We start from the raw sequence: 18545 nt of genomic DNA, 5'->3' as shown, positions 1-18545 counted from the left end.
TCTCTCTGCTTGTAACAGCACAATCCGTAATGTACAGCATAATTATACATCTCCATGCATATTACTTTGTTTTATGATACCATGTTTCTGACAAAATGCAAGCACATAAAATCCATAAATACGAAAATCCACTTCTAATTTACCGGAATTTCACAGGGAAAATTCACTTTTCGATAACAATTGTCCAGTATACTATACTATTAAAGGCAACAAATGGAAAAAACCTGCGTGTTTTTTCCATGGGGTCTTGTGTTCCAACAGAAAAAACAAGTATAATATTCAGAAACAAGAGGAGGTTACTATTATGAAATTCACGAAAATGCACGGCATTGGAAACGATTATGTATATGTAAACTGTTTTGAGGAGACTGTTAAGGATCCGGCCGCAGTGGCAAAATTTGTCAGCGACCGTCATTTTGGCATTGGTTCCGATGGGCTGATCCTGATCCGCCCGTCTGAGATCGCAGACTGCGAGATGGATATGTACAATCTGGACGGCTCTCAGGGTGCCATGTGCGGAAACGGTATCCGCTGCGTTGCCAAATATGTCTATGACCACGGCATTGTGGACAAAACTTCTTTAAGCATCGCCACAAGAAGCGGTATCAAATATGTGGATCTTGCCATCCGCGACGGCAAGGCCTCCATGGTAAAAGTCAACATGGGCTCCCCGATTCTCACTGCAAAAGAGATCCCGGTGGTTGCCGAAACCGAGCAGGTGATCGACGCCCCCATCACTGTCGCTGGAAAAGAATATCACATGACCGCAGTTTCCATGGGTAATCCTCATGCCATCATCTACGTAGACGATGTGGACAGCCTTGACCTGGAAAAGATCGGCCCGTCCTTTGAAAATCACGTATGCTTCCCGGACAGAGTCAACACTGAGTTTGTTCAGGTGATCGACCGCCACACCGTAAAGATGCGTGTATGGGAGCGTGGCTCCGGAGAAACCCTTGCCTGCGGCACAGGCGCCTGCGCAGTTACGGTAGCTTCCATCCTCAATGACAAGGTTGATGGCAGTAATCCGGTTACTGTACAGCTTCTTGGCGGAGACTTAAACATCTCCTGGGAAAGAGATGAAAACCTTGTATATATGACAGGACCTGCAACTACGGTGTTTGACGGAGAGATCGATCTTGGATTTTTAGGTGAATAGATGAAAACGGAGGGAGCTTTTCGAAGCTCCCTCCTGCGTATTATATTTCCGCATATCCCCTCTTCAAATAAATACCAGAACCCTCTCCACGATAAACACCGCCGCACATGCCAGCAGGGCTACTGTGATCAGGCTTTTTTCCTTATATGCAGCAATAAGTGCTACCAGGAAACCTGCTGCACCGGAGATGATGCTGTCTGTGGCCTTCAGGATGGCCGGGAAGGTCATGGCTGCCAGACAGGCATATGGCACATAATACAGAAAGGACTTGATAAACGGGCTTCTGATCTCGTTTTTTGCAAGAGCAAGGGGCAGCATACGGATGAGATAGGTGACAATTGCCATCACCAGGATATAGAGATATACATTATGACTCATGAACGGCTTCCCCTTTCTCTTCCAGCGGGCAGAAATAAGCCGCCAGGCCTGCTACCAGAAGTGTTGTGATAATGATCATAAATCCGGATGATACCTGTTTTAACACCGGTGTCACCGCAAAAACAGTACTGACTGCCATGGATGCCGCAACAACCCCAAGAACCGGTCTGCTCTTTTTGGACGGCGGGATGATGATGGCCAGGAACATTCCGTAAATGGCAACGCTCAACGCACTAAGCATAAAATCCGGCAAAAGGCTTCCGGAGATTCCTCCTGCCAGAGTTCCAAGAGTCCATCCGGGAATTGCCACGCACATGGCTCCGTAATTATAAAATACACTGACCTTTCCCTCCTGAGCCGCACTGATCCCGAAAATTTCATCGGTGATACCAAAAGCAGCGATGTATTTCAGGATACCGGACTCCTCACGCCGGAATTTCTGGGACAAGGAAAATGACATCAGGCAGTATCTCAGGTTGATGATCAGCTGGGTCATTGCCATCTCCCACATGGAGCCTCCCGCAAAAATAATGTCCAGTCCCGCAAACTGACCGGCCGATGTCAGGTTGGTCAGGGAGATCAGGACTGCCTGCCAGATACGCAAGCCGCCGGCAACAGCCATCATGCCAAAGGTAAAGGATACCGCAAAATATCCAAGAGCGATGGGAACTCCATCCTTCATACCTTTTCTGAAACTTTCTCTTTTCATCGATTTCCTCCATTGTATGTACATTCTGTTATAAAACGCAACTATGAAAAGCACCTTTGCAGGCTTCTCCGATCTGTGCAGCGATCACCAGCGTCTCGTCTTACAGCGATCCAATAAATTAGTGCATCGCTATAGTTCGTTGTACATGTAAATAAGAGCGTGCCCGGAAACTTTTCTGCTTCCTGACACGCCCCTTTATTGTAGCATTGCCATATCAAAACTTCAATACTTCACAGCAAACACAGCTGTGCTTTTTCACCGATTTTATGCTTTTTCCACTATTTTATAGTAAGATCTGGCTGTCATGGAGTAGATCAGTCCATAGACCAGCGCAAAGGCCAGAACCGTTCCCGCAGTGCAGCCCACGTACAATTTTGTATTGGCCATTCCGAACAGCAGCAGGAGCCGGCGGATCAGCGGAAATGCCATGGAAATATGCACCATTGCCATCACAAGCGGGATAAAAAATACCAGAAGGATCTGTCTGCGGATAGCTCCTTTCACCTCTCTGCGGCTCATACCTACTTTCTGCATGATCTGGAACCTTCCCTGATCTTCGTAGCCCTCTGAGATCTGTTTGTAGTAAATGATCATCGCCGTTCCCATAAGGAACAGTGCTCCCAAAAAGATTCCAATAAACAGGGTCGTTCCATTATCTACATAATACGTTTCGTACTCACTCTGGCGGACACCACCGATCACGATGGTATTCTCTGAAAAGCCACCGCTTCTGCAGTAATCTTTCAGTGCCTGATAAACAGCCTGGCCATACCGGATCTTTTCCTCCCCGCTGCCACGGATATCTACGCCCAAATGAACTGTGAGATCTTTTCCAGCCTCGTAGGCATCAAGACCTTCATACATCTTTGTCCGAAGCCCGTCAATATACTCGAAATCGGAATCCGTCACAACAATTGCCGCCATATTGGATACCAGATTGTTCATGGCACTTAAAGGTGCTTTTTCCAGCCATTTTTTTACTGCAAAATCCCGGTCATCAATTTTTAATATGTCTTTTTCCTTTTCAGACGGATACCAGGCAAAGATCTCGCCGTCGTGAAGATCTGTTTTTTCACCGGTAAGTTTCTCATACTCAGACTGACGGATCGTATACAGATCTACGGATTTTCCATCTTCTGAGTAACTGTAAGCCTGTCCGATCATAATACCGTTTTTTTCCTGCCTGCAGCCGATCTCGAGATAAGTTTCGTCCACTGTTTTTTCTGCCGGCACCTGATCATTTTTGATTGCCTGTGCAAAAACTTTCTGAATCTGTTCACTCTGTTCCTGGCTGATGCCCGAAATCATGGCATCCGTATCAAAAGGATACCGGTTCACCATGATGTCACCCATTCCAAAATACAGCGACACAGTCATAGAAAGAAGCAGGAGCACTCCTGTACTTAAAATACAGATGCTGGCCAGGCCTGCCGCATTTTGTTTCATACGATAGATCATGCCGGAGACACTGATAAAGTTGCCAGTTTTATAGTAGAACTTTTTGTTCTTTCGCAAAAGTTTCAGGATTACAATGCTTCCTGCGGTAAAAAGAAGATACGTTCCTGCCAGAACCAAAATCACTGCCAGAAGAAAAATGAAAATTGCCTGGATTGGGGATTCCGTGGTTACTGCCAGATAATATCCCACTCCAAGAGAAATCATCCCCAGAAGTGCCATGAGCCATTTTGCCCGGGGCTCCTTCTCTCCTGTGTTTCCGCCTCTCAGAAGTTCTATGGGGTTATTCATCCTTACTCTGGTAAGATTCAGTGCCAGAATAACAAGAAAAATCCCTCCAAATCCTGCGATGCAAAACAGGATTCCTGTAATGGAAACATAAAATCCCAGCACTGCCGGAACATGAAGAAAACGGAAAAGCAAAAGCAGGGAGAGCTTGCTTCCAAGGATGCCAATCCCGATCCCTGCCGTCAGAGAAAGCAGCGAAGTCATGATTGTTTCCAGAAACATCACTTTTCCGATATGGCCTTTTTCCAGTCCCAGAATGTTGTAAAGCCCGATTTCTTTCTGTCTGTGTTTCATGAGAAAACTGTTGCTGTAGATCAGAAAGATAACGCAGAAAATTCCAACAACCACTTCACCGGTTCCTACGATCATCCTCACTTCTGCTGCCTGGGGCACTGCTTTCTCCAATGTGGGACAGTCCCGCAGAAATTCCATCATATACATCATGGCAATGCAGAAAATGCAGGTAAGCATATAGGGAACATAGGTGCTCCGGTTATTCCGGATGTTCTGCACTGCCAGTTTTCCAAACATTCCTTTACGCATAGGTCTCACCGCCTGTCGTAAGGATCGTCAGAGTATCTGCAATCATCTGGTACATTTCCTGTCTTGTTTTTGTGCCACGGTAGATCTGTTGGAACACTTCGCCATCCTTGATAAAAAGTACTCTGGATGCGTGGCTGGCGGCCTGCGCGCTGTGAGTTACCATGAGAATGGTCTGGCCTTCCCGATTTACCTCATTGAACATGGAAAGAAGATCGGAGGCTGCACGGGAATCCAGGGCTCCGGTCGGTTCGTCCGCAAGGATCAGCTTCGGATCTGTGATCAGTGCCCTTGCAACTGCTGCTCTCTGCTTCTGTCCGCCGGAAACCTCGTAGGGGAATTTTTCCAGAAGCTGGTTGATGTGAAGGGCTTTTGCAATGGGACGGATCTTCTGCTCCATCTCCTGATAATCTTCCCCTGCCAGCACGAGAGGAAGATAAATATTGTCCCGGAGGCTGAAGGTGTCCAGAAGATTGAAATCCTGGAACACGAAGCCTAAGTTCTTCCGACGGAATGCGGAAATTTCTTTTTCTGTCAGGTGAGTAATGCTTTTTCCTTCCAGAAGCACTTCGCCGGATGTGGGGCGGTCCAGGGCTGCCAGAATATTCAGAAGTGTTGTTTTTCCGGAACCGGACTCTCCCATGATCGCCACATATTCTCCTTCTTCCACCGAAAATGTCACATTGAAAAGTGCCTGCACTTTATTTCCGCCGAAGCGGGTGCTGTATATCTTTTTTACATTTGTTACTTCCAGTAATGCCATACGCTAATTCCTTTCTTATCTGTATTTACAGCGATCCAGGGAGTCGTGCATCATGTTCTAAAGCGATCGAACCTGATGTAAGAATTACCCGAAACGCTATGTTATGGTTTCAGTATAAGAAAATTCTCCGGCGGCTGCCATCGAAGTGGCTTACATTTTACGGAGGAAGCTTACATTTGTGTAAGGTTAATACATCTCCAGATCTTTTTTCCACAGGCTCATCCGAACTTCCGTGCCTTTATCCACCTGGGAATCCACAGTGATCTCGTGACCCAGTTTTCTCAGGATCTTCCGGCTTAAATACAGACCGATCCCGGTAGCACGGTTGTCCTCCCGTCCATTGACGCCTGTGTAGCCTTTTTCGAAGATGCGCGGAAGATCCTCCGGCTGGATTCCGATTCCGGAGTCTGCGATGACCAGAGTTGCCGGGGCCGTATTACAAATCCCCGGGGCCGTATTCTGCTTCAAATTTGGATTCTCAGATACCCTGTTTCCACGCTCATCCTCCAGCCAGATTTCAATGCCGCCCGTTCTTGTATATTTCAACGCATTGGAAAGAATCTGTCCAATGACAAAACCAAGCCATTTTTCATCGGTAAGAACGATCGCATCTGTCCCCTCATATGATAACGAAAGCTTTTTTGACACAAAGATCCCTGCGTATTTATGGATCTGCTCCCGGATGATCCGATCCAGCGAGCATCGGGTCAGCTTCAGATCGGCGGACATGTCCTCCGTGCGAAGGTAGCCCAGCACCATCTCCACATACTGTTCAATGCGAAAAAGCTGTGCCAGGGACTCCCGGTTCTCCTCCGGCTCCTCCCGAAGCAGCAGGCGTAGAGCAAAGATCGGCGTCTTGATCTGATGTGCCCACATAGTGTAGTAATCGGTCATTTCTTCCAGAGAACGCTGCCGTTCTGTCTCCGCACCCATCCGCATGCCGTCCAGTTTCCGGATGATATCCCTGTAAAGAAGCGCCACCTCATCGGTGGTCTCGCCCAGCCGGTCCAGATTAATCTCCGGAGCTTTTTCCACCAGGATTAAGTTCTGCACCTTCTGTCTGTAACAGGCATAACCGTATAAAAAAACGGCAGCTCCTGCTCCCAGCCACAGAACTGCCAGATAGACCGCCGCCTCCAGGGGAAGCTGGTACAGGCAGATCACTGCTGTCGACACAGCCGCCATAAAAACACAGGCGATGAAAAAAATTTTTGTCTGTTTTAAATATGCTCGAAATGATTCCATAAAAACCTCACACCATATATCCAAGACCTTTTCGCGTGATGATAAAATCCACAAGGCCTGCCGCCTCCAGTTTTTTGCGAAGGCGTGTAATGTTTACGGTCAGGGTGTTGTCATCCACAAAGCTGTCACTTTCCCACAGTTTTGTCATAATGGCATCTCTGGATACCGGTTTCCCTGCCTGGGAAAAAAGCAGTTCCAGGATACGCAGTTCATTTCTGGTCAGTTCCGTCTCCTCCCCGTTCCAGGTCAGTGTCGCTCTGGAAAGATTGAGAACCGCGCCTTTATGTTCCAGGACATTTCCCGGGTTTCCGAAGGAATAGGTTCTGCGGAGGATTGCCTGGATCTTGGCCACCAGTACGTCCATATCAAAAGGCTTGGCAATAAAGTCATCGGCTCCACGGCTCATGGCCATGACCATGTTCATGTTATCCGCTGCGGAGGAGATGAAGATCACCGGCACCTGGGAAACCTTTCGGATTTCCTCACACCAGTGAAAGCCATTATAAAATGGAAGTTTCAGATCCAGAAGAACAAGCTGAGGAGCTTTCCCCGCAAATTCCTGCAGTATATTGGAAAAATCCTCAGCCAGAAAAACGTCATATCCCCAGGAACTGAGATACTTTTTCAGAAGATTCGCGATTGTTTCGTCATCTTCTACAATAAAAATACGATACTTCATTCCTGTTTGTCCCTTTTATGCGATTGATTACGCCTCTGCTTCTCCATCCGGATCTACCAGGCGGTTCAGAACCTGGAATCCATTGTTACGGAGAACACTCTCTGCAACCAGAAGATCCTCACAGTGCATGATCGCTACCGGAACTTTCAGGCCTCTGTGGAAGAAGGTGTAGATGTAATGAAGGTTTACGTTGCTGTCGCCCATGACACTAAGAAGCTTGTCTAACCCACCGATCTCATCCTGAAGGTCTACCAGGATAGCCTGTGTGATACGAGTCATGTATCCATGCTCAGCCATGATCTCATCTGCTCTTTCCGGATTGTCGCATACCATACGGAAGTTTGCAAACTCCGGTGCGTCAAAGCAGCCGAAACCGTAGATATCGATCTGATTCTCTGCAAGAATCTTTGTAACTTTCTGAAGACTGCCTGGAGTGTTTTCTACGAAGACGATGTTCTGTTTTACCATAATAATTTTCCTCTTTTCTGTTATTCTTTTTTATTTTCTTTTTTTATTTTAGCATGAAATTTGGTGGAAGTGAATCCCTTCCCCAGCGGGGCCCTTCCGGGATGGAGCGTTTCGCGTATACATTCATACGTTAAAGCGTAACGCTTTTAATCATTAAATTCAGGTATAAGTATACCCATCTCGACATGAAATGTCAACCATCTTTTCCAGGCCCCAAATCTCAAACATAAAATATCATAACATAAAATTCCCAATATAAAAAAGGCCAGACACACATCCAACAGACATGCGTCCAGCCATCCATTTTTTACTTACAGTTATTTTGGCAAAAAACTCAATCCAACTCTTCGTCTACATACTTCTGTATATTAGAAGCATTCACATACTTCCTAACCTTCGCCCCGTCAGTAATGACAAGTGTAGGCGCCTGACGGATCCCATACTGCCTGACAAGCTCGGGATTCTGCTCAGCATCGATGATCTCCAGTTCTTCGCCTTCCAGCATTTTCTTTGCCATACGGCAGTTCGGACAAGTGCTGGTCGTAAAAAGATATTTATGAGATTCCACAGGCTGGATCTCCACCTCGTCACCCTTCATGGTCATCACACTGGTATGGACCTTTTTCAGCTGGGAATGGGTAATATCATAGAGGGTACGGTTCTTGTACTCCTGGGTCTTACCATCGTTCCAGTTCTGTACAGGACGGTAATATCCTGTGATACGGCTGTAAACCTCAGCCTTCTTTCCACATTTCGGGCAGGTGAAATGCTCGCCGCTGATGTAGCCATGCTCCTGACATACGGAATAGGTCGGTGAGATGGTGTAATAGGGCAGGCGATAATTCTCTGCGATCTTACGTACCAGCGCTGCCGCTGCCTTCCAGTCCGGAAGCTTCTCCCCAAGGAATGCATGGAATACAGTTCCTGAAGTATACAGAGTCTGCAGATCGTCCTGAATATCCAGTGCGTCAAAAATATCCGCAGTGTAATCAACCGGCAGATGAGAGCTGTTTGTGTAATACGGAGTGTCGCCCTCTTTTCCTGCTGTTTTGATATCCGGATAACGGCTTCTGTCGTGTTTTGCAAGACGGTATGCAGTGGACTCTGCCGGTGTTGCCTCCAGATTGAAAAGCTCTCCCGGATACTGCTCCTGATAGTCTGAAAGACGGCTTCTCATATGCTCCAGAACCTCTTTTGTAAACTTCTGGGTTTCCGGATCTGTCATGTCTTTTTTCAGCCAGCAGGCATTTAAGCCCGCTTCGTTCATTCCCACAAGACCGATGGTGGAAAAATGATTGTCAAAGCTTCCAAGATATCTCTTCGTGTACGGATACAGTCCCTCATCCAGAAGCCTGCTGATCACATCTCTCTTGATATGAAGAGATCTTGCGGAGATATCCATCATGTGGTCCAGGCGCTGATAAAATTCCTTCGGCGTTCTGGAAAGGTATGCGATACGCGGCATATTGATGGTAACAACGCCTACAGAGCCTGTGCTCTCACCGGAGCCAAAGAATCCACCACTCTTTTTGCGGAGCTCACGGAGATCCAGACGGAGGCGGCAGCACATGCTGCGGATGTCGCTTGGCTTCATATCACTGTTGATATAATTGGAAAAATACGGAGTACCATACTTGGAAGTCATCTCAAAGAGAAGACGGTTGTTCTCGGTATCAGACCAGTCGAATTCCTTTGTGATGGAATAGGTCGGGATCGGATACTGGAATCCACGTCCGTTGGCATCTCCCTCGATCATGGTCTCGATAAATGCCTTGTTGACCATATCCATTTCTTTCTTACAGTCCTTATATTTGAAATCCATGTCCTTGCCGCCTACGATAGCCGGAAGCTCTGCAAGGTCGTCCGGAACGGTCCAGTCCAGTGTAATGTTGGAAAATGGTGCCTGAGTGCCCCAGCGGCTTGGAGTATTTACGCCATATACAAAGGACTCAATGCATTTCTTAACCTCCGGATAGGAAAGGTTGTCTGCCTTTACAAAAGGTGCCAGATAAGTATCAAAGGATGAAAATGCCTGTGCGCCCGCCCACTCGTTCTGCATGATACCCAGAAAATTCACCATCTGGTTGCAGAGTACACTTAAATGCTTTGCAGGTGCAGAAGTGATCTTACCCTCAATACCGCCAAGTCCCTCTCGGATCAGCTGCTTCAGGGACCAGCCTGCACAGTAACCGGTCAGCATGGACAGATCATGGATATGGATATCTGCATTTCTGTGTGCATCTGCGATCTCGTTGTCGTAGATCTCAGACAGCCAGTAGTTTGCGGTAACTGCTCCGGAGTTGCTTAAGATCAGACCTCCTACAGAATAAGTAACCGTTGAGTTCTCCTTTACACGCCAGTCCTCAACCTTTACATAGCTGTTTACGATTTCTTTATAGTCAAGGATGGTGGATTTCATATTGCGGATCTTCTCACGCTGCTTACGATAAAGGATATACGCCTTGGCAACATCAGAATATCCGGCCTGGATCAGTACGTTCTCCACACTGTCCTGGATATCCTCAACAGAAATCCGGTTGTTCTCAATCTTATTCTGAAAATCCGCTGTAACACGAAGTCCCAGAAGATCGATCATATCCGAACTGTAATTCTTACCTTTGGCATCAAATGCCTTATCAATTGCCGCGGTGATCTTCCCCATTTTAAATTCGTCTAATTCACCGTCTCTTTTTACTACCTGAAACATAAGAAAATGCCTCCCTCATGCATTTATTTATAAGCGGATATTCCATTCCGCCTCACTTGCCTGCTTACGAACACACTCCGTTTCCCGATCTGTGTTCAAAGCGCTGTAGGCTTATTGTATCAGACACGCCTCTTTGCGTCAACATAAAAAGTACCATATATAGTGCCCGTTTTGTTCACGGTACTATATATGGTACTGAGTGGATATTTTAACATTATGTGACTTTCGGATAGATTTCCCGCGGAACTCTTGCTTTTACAGCAATCCCTCCTTCGGTATACTCTTCCGAAAGAAGCTGTCCATACTCACGGATCAGCTGGATCTGACCGGCCTCCGAATAAGGAAAAAGCCGTTCCATATAAATCTGTCCTTCTGCCAGTATCTCAGAAAGAAGCTGCTTAAATTCCTCAAGCCCCTCTCCTGTCCGTGCGGAAATCTTCAGCGTATGGTCTGCCCGGAGATCCCGAAAGCTCTCCCCGGAAACACGGTCCTGCTTGTTAAAAAGTGTGATCGTCTTTTTTCCCAGAGCACCAAGCTCTTTCAGGGTTTCATATACGATATGCATCTGTATCTCCGCCTGAGGATTGGATGCATCTACCACATGAATGATATAATCCGCATATTTGGCTTCCTCCAGGGTACTCTTGAAGGCTTCCACCAGATTGTGGGGAAGCTTGCGGATAAAGCCTACGGTATCCGTAAGAAGAAGCTGCTGTCCGTCATCCAGTGTCAGAAGACGGGTAGTCGGATCCAGTGTGGCAAACAGCTTATCCTCCGAAAGCACCGAAGCGCCTGTCAGTGTATTCAGAAGCGTTGACTTTCCTGCATTGGTATAACCGACAATGGCTGCTGTCTTCAGATTTCCCACAGCTCTTCTGGAACGGATCAGCTCTCTGTGCTTTTCTACCTGGGAAAGCTCCTGCTTCAGTGCGGATATCCTGTTCCGGATCAGACGACGGTCTGTCTCCAGCTTTTTCTCACCAGGGCCTCTGGTTCCGATTCCTCCTCCAAGTCGCGAAAGAGAAGAACGTAGTCCCACAAGACGTGCAGACCGGTAACGAAGCTGTGCAAGCTCTACCTGGATCTTGCCTTCACTTGTGACGGCACGCTTCGCAAAAATGTCAAGGATCAGCAGGGTACGATCCATAACCTTGCACTCCAGCTCCCGCTCCAGATTATTCATCTGGGCAGGAGAAAGCTCATCGTCACAGATCACACCATTGGCATCCAGGGCATAGAGAAGACCTTTTACCTCTTCGATCTTGCCTTTTCCGATATAGGTGCCCGGATGTACGGCCTCACGATTCTGAATGATCCTGCCTGCAACCGCCGCACCTGCCGTAGCCGCAAGTTCTCCAAGCTCATCCAGGGATTCCTCCATGTCATCCCCCCGATCTGCCTGGACACCGATCAGGATAACCCTGTCCTGTATTTCCTCAAAATATTCCATATCAGCCCTCCGAAGACGTTCTGGTTTTCAGGAAAGCCCGCTCTTTTTTTGCAGCGGAATCTTCAGGGAACATCTCAATATATTCCTGGACCTTGGTCAGTGCAGTAGCAAAATCCAGCTTTTTTTCATAGGCTACGATCTCATTGAACAGAAGACTCTGCATCTCGTCTGTGGTAGCTGTCGGAAGGCCTTTTGTGATGTTATCAAGAGCGGAATCATAATCTCCGCTTCGGATATCGCACAGTGCCAGACCATTATAGCCCTTGGCGGAATCACCCACTGCAGAAATATACTGCTTGTACATTGCCTGGGCATTTTCCACATCATCCTGGGCCAGATATACCATTCCCAGAAGAAGCAATGCTTCCGTATTATCCTTCTTGGTTGCTTCCAGAAGCTCTTTTTTTGCGTTGCTGTAGTCTTCCATATAATAGTAGACACGGCCTCTGTCACAGTGGTCCTGGGCATCCTTGGCCTCAGAAGAAAGAGCAGCTTCCAGATATCTGGTTCCGTCCGCTTCCATATCCTTGTCCAGATATGCCGCATAGATCTCGATCGCCATATCATAGGTGGAATCTTCTCCATAGGCCTGTTTGAAGTTAGATGCGGCTTCTTCGTAGGAATCCATGGCAAGGGCAACCTTTCCAGTGAGAAAATAACTGCCTGCATCCATGGAAAAATCTTCTCCAAGTGTCTGGCAGTCTGCCATGGCATCCTCGTATTTTCCAGACTTCAGCTCTGCAGTAGCCCGGTAGGACAGGATATCCTTACGAAGGCTTTTGCTTACTTTATCGCAGTTCAGAGCTTCCGTGAAGCTATTCACCGCATCCTCATATTTGCCAAGGCGCAGGCTTGCGATACCTGCCCCGCGATAGGACTGTACCAGCTTCACTCCGTTCTGGATAGAGCTCTGGTACTCCTCCAGGGCATACTTGTAGCTTCCCTGGGAAAGATCCTTTCCGGCCTGTTCATATATTTTTGTTTTTTCACTGCCGCAGCCGCCCAGAAGCAAGGCTCCTGTAACGGCTGCAAGAATCAATACGGTCTTTGTTTTTTTCATGGAATTCCTTATTCTGCAACAAGCCCTTCGGCTTCCATCACATCAACAACACTATCTACATATTTATGGCAGAGATCATCCGTTCCCGCTTCTACCATAACACGGATCAGCGGCTCTGTACCACTCTCACGTACCAGGATACGTCCGTCATCGCCAAGTGCCTCTGCGGCTGCCTCAATGGCTGCTTTTACCTTTTCGTTCTCCAGTGCTGTTTTCTTGTCGGAAACACGCACATTCCGGAGAAGCTGCGGATAAACCTTCATCTCCTTTGCAAGGTCGCAGAGTGTGGCCTTCTGATCCACACATGCCTCCATGATCATAAGAGAAGTCAGGATCCCGTCACCGGTAGCGGAATAGCGGCTGAAGATGATATGTCCGGACTGTTCACCACCGATACTGTAATTGTTTTCCATCATGTTCTCGGCAACGTATTTGTCACCAACTGCAGTCTGCTCATAGTCGATGCCTTCACGCTCCAGAGACTTGTAAAGACCAAGATTGGACATAACGGTTGTTACAACTGTATTTCCGTTGAGCTGGCCTTTCTCTCTTAAATATTTGCCGCACACATACATGATCTTATCACCGTCAATGATGTTTCCGTGGTGGTCTACGGCGATACAGCGGTCTGCGTCACCATCATATGCAAAACCGATATCCAGGCCTTTATCTACCACGAACTGTCTCAGAACTTCAATGTGTGTGGAACCGCAGCCACGGTTAATGTTGGTCCCGTTTGGCTCATTGTTGATCACATAGGTTTTTGCACGAAGTGCGTCAAAAACGCTCTTGGCAATGGCGGATGAGCTTCCGTTGGAGCAATCCAGCCCAACCTTGATATTTTTGAAATCATGGCACGGGATAGAGATCAGATGTCCGATATAACGGTTTCTTCCGGATGCAAAATCCACAGTACAGCCGATATCTTCTCCGGTTGCCAGCGGAAGCTCCTCGATCTCGCCGTCCAGATATGCCTCGATACGTGCTTCAATATCTGCGGAAATCTTCTGTCCGTTCTCATTAAGGACCTTGATCCCATTATCATTAAACGGATTATGGCTTGCGGAAATCATGATACCGCAGTCAAAATCTTCTGTACGTACCACATAGGATACACTTGGAGTTGTGGTCACATGAAGCAGATAGGCATCTGCTCCGGATGCGGTAAGTCCTGCCGCAAGGGCATACTCAAACATGTAACTGCTTCTTCTTGTATCCTTGCCGATCACAATCTTCGCCTTGTGATCTCTGCCGTAATACCAGCCGAGATAACGTCCCACGCGAAATGCATGATCTGCTGTAAGCTTTACATTTGCTTCACCACGAAAACCATCTGTTCCGAAATATTTACCCATAATGTTCTCCTTTATTACTGATACAGTCCTTCCGGATAAACGCCGTCATCTGTAAGTTTTTTGAATGCAGCCTGTACAGATGCCTTATCCTCCTGATAGGTAACACCGAACCACTCGTCCTTTGTCTCAAGAACATCTACCGCTGCTTTTCCGGAATGGATCAGCTGGTCGATAAGCTCAGGAAGAAGATACTCTTTTTTGATGTCTCCCTCTTTGATCCCGCCAAGGAACTCAACAAAGCCTTTCTCAAGGATCTCCATAAATTCCGGTGTCAGTCCCCACATATTCATGGAAACAAGGCTCTTTGTATCCAGTGTTTCTGCTGTACCATCATCATTTCTTGTCTCTGCGCCGTCTGCTGTCTTGAAGATGTTATGTGTCTCTGTAACGCCCACAAGCTTGCCGTCCTCAATATGGCACACTCCTCTTGTGACGCTTCCGTTGTCACTTAATGTATTCCCAAGGCGGAAACCTGCCATGCAGATGTGCATCGGGCCATCCTGCGGATGATCCTGTACCAGGTAGTCATGCACCTTTACGTAGGCTTCTTTTCCGTAGTAGTCATCTGCATTGATCACAGCGAATGGCTCGGAAAGGACTTTCTTTGCTGCCAGTACAGCGTGTCCGGTTCCCCATGGCTTGGTACGGTCCGCCGGTTTTGTAAAATTGCCCGGAAGATCGTCGATCTCCTGGAATGCATAAGCAACTTCTGTAATGTTGGAGATACGGTCTCCGATCACTTTTTTGAATTCATCTTCAAGGTCTTTGCGGATGATAAATACGACCTTGTTGAATCCTGCCTCCAGTGCATCATGGATGGAATAGTCCATAATGATCTCGCCCTTCGGGCCTACCGGTGCAAGCTGCTTGATTCCTTTTCCAAAACGGCTGCCGATACCAGCTGCCATGATCACCAGTGCTGTCTTTTTCATTTTCGTTTCCTCCTGATTTATTATAATTTTTTGAACGCTGTAGCTGTAATCAGCGCTTACTCCTGTTCATTCAGCTTTGTCAGCTTTACTGCCTGGTCTGCTGCGATCAGACTGTCAATGATCTCATCCAGATCTCCGTTAAGGATATTCTCAAGACGATGAAGGGTAAGCTTGATCCTGTGGTCTGTTACACGTCCCTGAGGGAAGTTGTAGGTACGGATCTTCTCGGAGCGGTCACCTGTACCGATCTGGCTTCTCCTTGCCTCTGCCTCAGCGTCATGCTGCTTGGCAAGCTCCATCTCATACAGACGGGAACGGAGCACACGAAGTGCTTTATCCTTGTTCTTAAGCTGAGACTTCTCATCCTGGCAGGAAATCACGATTCCTGTGGGGATATGAGTAAGACGTACTGCGGAGTCTGTGGTGTTGACACACTGACCACCGTTTCCGGATGCACGGAACACATCGAATTTACACTCATTGAGATCCAGATGGAAATCAATTTCTTCCGCCTCCGGCATGATCGCTACCGTACAGGTAGAGGTATGGATCCTTCCGCCGGACTCTGTCTCCGGTACTCGCTGTACACGGTGAACACCGCTTTCGTATTTCAGTCTGGAATATGCACCCTCACCTTTGATCATGAAGGTAACCTCCTTAAAGCCGCCGATGCCGTTCTCATTGAGGCTGAGCATCTCGGTTTTCCAGCGGCGGGACTCCGCGTATTTCACATACATACGATAAATCTCTGCTGCAAAAAGTGCTGCCTCATCACCGCCTGCACCTCCACGGATCTCAACGATAACGTTCTTGCTGTCGTTAGGGTCCTTCGGAAGAAGAAGGATCTTCAGCTCATGCTCCAGCTCCTCCACTCTCTTTTTTGCATCGGAAAGCTCTTCCTTCAGCATTTCACGCATCTCTTCGTCCTTCTCGCTCTCCAGCATGGAAAGACTGTCCTCGATGGTTTCCTTATTTTTCTTATATTCTTTATATGCGTCAACGATTGGCTGCAGGTCGCTCTGCTCCTTCATCAGCTTCTGAAAATGTGCCGGATCGTCGGTTACTCCCGGTTCTCCCAGCTCATTGAGAAGCTCTTCAAAACGTACCAGCAGATCATCCAGTTTATCAAACATGTATTTCCTCCTGTTTCTGTCCAAGCACCACACGGTCAAGGCCCGGCAGATCCTTTACGATCTGAACCCCGGTAAAACCGGCTGCTTTCATCATTGTACTGACTGCCTCACCCTGGGTGCAGCCGATCTCATACAGAAGCCAACCTCCCGGCTTCAGATATTTCCCGGCCTCTTCGGTGATCTTTCTGTAAAAATAAAGCCCGTCTTCCATTCCGTCAAGTGCCTTCCTCGGATCATGAAGGCGGACTTCTTCCATCAGTGTTTCAATTTCTTCTGTTGCGATATAAGGCGGGTTTGAAATAAGGATATCATATTTCCCACTATCTTTTCCACCTTTTTCACAAAAATACGGTGCTGAGAACAGATCGCTTTCCACAAAATCCGCCCGGTTCTCCACCTTTAGAATACCTGCATTCTTTTTTGCCACTTCCAGTGCTTCCGGTGAAACATCCACACCGGTCCCACAGGCATCCTGCCGTTCCAGAAGAAGGCTGAGCAGGATGCAGCCGGAGCCGGTACACATATCCAGGATCTCCGGTTTTTCCACATCCCCAAGGTGTTTCAATGCCTCTTCCACCAGAGTCTCCGTATCCTGTCTCGGGATCAGCACGTTTTCGTTTACATAAAACTCATAGCCCATAAAAAAAGCCTGATGAGTCAGTTGCTGTACAGGAATATGTCCTGTCCGCCTGTCGATCAGCGTAAGATACTCTGCTGCGGTCTCATCAGACACCGGTTCATCTCCATGCGCAAAATAATATGCCCGATTCTTTCCGGTCTTAAATTCCAGAAGGAGCCAGGCATCCAGCCCGGCTTCTTCCAATCCGTTATCTTTCAGTATTGTTGTACCTTTTTTCAGAAGGGACTCAAGAGTCTGCATTTTCTGTCTCCTCTGTCTCATATGGGATGTCCAGGTCAAATTCCTCTTTCAGATAAGCTCTCCAATCAAAAACAGCCTCAACTGCTTTAATGGCTACCTCTGCCATATCTGCAGCAGGCTCCTTTGTGGTGAATTTCTGCATGGCAAGACCTGGTTTACTCATAATGTCCGCAAATTTACTGTCTGTTCTTCCTGCCCACTGGATGATCTCAAAGGAAATCCCCGCAACTACCGGCACCATGAGAAGTCTTCCCAGCAGTCTCACCCAGTAAAACGGCACCGCCACAAACACAAAATGCAGCACAATACTTACCAGCATGACCAGAAACAGAAAGCTTGTTCCACAGCGCTTATGAAACCTGGAGCTCTTTAACACATTCTCTACCGTCAGAGGCAGACCATGCTCCACACAGTTGATACATTTGTGCTCCGCACCGTGATACATAAATGTCCTCTGGATATCCTTCATTCTGGAGATCAGGAACATATATCCCATAAACAGTGCCAGCTTCACAAAGGCTTCCACTATGGTGACCAGAAATTCCGAAGCACCTACCCCTCGGATCAGACTGGCCAGTACATACGGAAGAAACATAAAAGCAGCCACAGAAACCACCATGGAGGTAGCTACCGTAATGTAAAGAAGCCACTTAAACTGCTTATCCTCTTTGGCTTTCTTTGCAGAACGCTCTTCTTCTGTAAGCTGCTCATTCTTCCTGGCTGTTTTCTCATCTTCCTCGTCTCCTGCGATCTCCGCAGAATACATCAGGCATTTCGTGCCTACCACAAGAGAATCCACAAAGCTTACCATACCACGGATGATCGGTTTCTTCAGAAATGCGTGATTTCCGAAGATACATTTATAATCCTCTACCTTCAGCTCGATCTCCTGGTCCGGGCGGCGCACTGCGATAGAATACTTGTCCTTGTGGCGCATCATGATGCCTTCCATGACCGCCTGTCCGCCGATATTCGATGATCTCATTCATTCTCTCCTGTGCAAATTAAAAATTTTTCAGTTAAAGAAAGGTTGAGATTTCCCAACCTCAACCTTCTCATTTCCTGTATTCGCAATAATTACTTATTCAGGCCGTATTTCTTGTTGAACTTATCGATACGTCCACGAGCCTGTGTAGCCTTCTGCTGTCCTGTGTAGAACGGATGGCATTTGGAACAGATCTCAACATGGATGTCCTCTTTAGTAGAACCTGTTACGAAAGTGTTTCCGCAGTTGCAGGTTACAGTTGCCTGATAGTAGTTCGGATGGATTCCTTCTCTCATGATTTTCACCTCTCTATATATTTAATATTATTCGTATTCAATTGACGAATTCCATTTTAAACA

The 18545-nt window shown here is 47.3% G+C and carries 17 protein-coding genes; 1 reads left to right on the top strand and 16 read right to left on the bottom strand.

What is annotated here, in order from left to right; all coding sequences use genetic code 11:
* Window positions 1-304 precede the first annotated feature (304 nt).
* A complete protein-coding gene (gene dapF / locus V9W66_RS12470; protein ID WP_144093720.1) occupies window positions 305-1159 on the top strand; it encodes a diaminopimelate epimerase in 855 nt (284 codons plus the stop codon).
* Window positions 1160-1222: 63 nt separating this feature from the next.
* On the opposite strand, the gene V9W66_RS12465 is transcribed toward dapF, so the two are convergent.
* From V9W66_RS12465 to rpmE, 16 genes are all read right to left on the bottom strand, one after another.
* Window positions 1223-1537 carry an AzlD domain-containing protein gene (locus V9W66_RS12465; protein ID WP_015526135.1) on the bottom strand — a complete coding sequence of 105 codons (315 nt, stop codon included), beginning with the start codon at window positions 1535-1537 and terminating at the stop codon, window positions 1223-1225.
* Window positions 1527-2246 carry an AzlC family ABC transporter permease gene (locus V9W66_RS12460; protein ID WP_144093719.1) on the bottom strand — a complete coding sequence of 240 codons (720 nt, stop codon included), beginning with the start codon at window positions 2244-2246 and terminating at the stop codon, window positions 1527-1529. The genes V9W66_RS12465 and V9W66_RS12460 overlap by 11 nt, the downstream gene beginning before the upstream one ends.
* Before the next feature lie 264 nt (window positions 2247-2510).
* Window positions 2511-4532 carry an ABC transporter permease gene (locus V9W66_RS12455; RefSeq protein ID WP_144093718.1) on the bottom strand — a complete coding sequence of 674 codons (2022 nt, stop codon included), beginning with the start codon at window positions 4530-4532 and terminating at the stop codon, window positions 2511-2513.
* Window positions 4525-5292 carry an ABC transporter ATP-binding protein gene (locus V9W66_RS12450; protein WP_144093717.1) on the bottom strand — a complete coding sequence of 256 codons (768 nt, stop codon included), beginning with the start codon at window positions 5290-5292 and terminating at the stop codon, window positions 4525-4527. The genes V9W66_RS12455 and V9W66_RS12450 overlap by 8 nt, the downstream gene beginning before the upstream one ends.
* 186 nt (window positions 5293-5478) lie before the next feature.
* Window positions 5479-6537, bottom strand: coding sequence for a sensor histidine kinase (locus V9W66_RS12445; protein ID WP_144093716.1), 1059 nt, complete (start codon window positions 6535-6537; stop codon window positions 5479-5481).
* A gap of 7 nt (window positions 6538-6544) precedes the next feature.
* Window positions 6545-7216 carry a response regulator transcription factor gene (locus V9W66_RS12440; protein WP_144093715.1) on the bottom strand — a complete coding sequence of 224 codons (672 nt, stop codon included), beginning with the start codon at window positions 7214-7216 and terminating at the stop codon, window positions 6545-6547.
* Window positions 7217-7243: 27 nt separating this feature from the next.
* Window positions 7244-7684, bottom strand: coding sequence for an ACT domain-containing protein (locus V9W66_RS12435; RefSeq protein WP_015526141.1), 441 nt, complete (start codon window positions 7682-7684; stop codon window positions 7244-7246).
* Between the two features lie 334 nt (window positions 7685-8018).
* Window positions 8019-10391, bottom strand: a complete 2373-nt coding sequence (locus V9W66_RS12430; protein WP_144093714.1) for a ribonucleoside triphosphate reductase — start codon at window positions 10389-10391, stop codon at window positions 8019-8021.
* Between the two features lie 214 nt (window positions 10392-10605).
* Window positions 10606-11841 (bottom strand): GTPase HflX, encoded by a 1236-nt coding sequence (gene hflX, locus V9W66_RS12425; protein WP_118608153.1) that lies wholly within the window; start codon window positions 11839-11841, stop codon window positions 10606-10608.
* Window position 11842: 1 nt separating this feature from the next.
* Window positions 11843-12901 (bottom strand): tetratricopeptide repeat protein, encoded by a 1059-nt coding sequence (locus V9W66_RS12420; protein ID WP_110102953.1) that lies wholly within the window; start codon window positions 12899-12901, stop codon window positions 11843-11845.
* A gap of 8 nt (window positions 12902-12909) precedes the next feature.
* Entirely contained in the window at window positions 12910-14256 is a 1347-nt protein-coding gene (gene glmM / locus V9W66_RS12415) for a phosphoglucosamine mutase (RefSeq protein WP_110102954.1), read from the bottom strand.
* A 14-nt stretch (window positions 14257-14270) separates the two neighbouring features.
* A complete protein-coding gene (locus tag V9W66_RS12410) occupies window positions 14271-15188 on the bottom strand; it encodes a nucleotidyltransferase family protein (RefSeq protein ID WP_015526147.1) in 918 nt (305 codons plus the stop codon).
* A gap of 56 nt (window positions 15189-15244) precedes the next feature.
* Complete coding sequence (gene prfA / locus V9W66_RS12405; protein WP_015526148.1) at window positions 15245-16321, bottom strand: peptide chain release factor 1; 1077 nt, start codon at window positions 16319-16321, stop codon at window positions 15245-15247.
* Entirely contained in the window at window positions 16314-17201 is an 888-nt protein-coding gene (prmC, locus tag V9W66_RS12400) for a peptide chain release factor N(5)-glutamine methyltransferase (RefSeq protein WP_144093713.1), read from the bottom strand. Before prmC ends, prfA begins: the two co-directional genes overlap by 8 nt.
* A complete protein-coding gene (locus V9W66_RS12395) occupies window positions 17188-18186 on the bottom strand; it encodes a DUF1385 domain-containing protein (protein WP_144093712.1) in 999 nt (332 codons plus the stop codon). Before V9W66_RS12395 ends, prmC begins: the two co-directional genes overlap by 14 nt.
* Window positions 18187-18278: 92 nt before the next feature.
* A complete protein-coding gene (gene rpmE / locus V9W66_RS12390; protein ID WP_015526151.1) occupies window positions 18279-18482 on the bottom strand; it encodes a 50S ribosomal protein L31 in 204 nt (67 codons plus the stop codon).
* Window positions 18483-18545: the final 63 nt, after the last annotated feature.

The organism is Blautia massiliensis (ex Durand et al. 2017), from assembly GCF_051861785.1.
Lineage (GTDB): Bacteria > Bacillota > Clostridia > Lachnospirales > Lachnospiraceae > Blautia_A > Blautia_A luti_A.
Note: the sequence above shows the minus strand (reverse complement) of the source record. Positions and strands in the feature narration are given on the sequence as shown.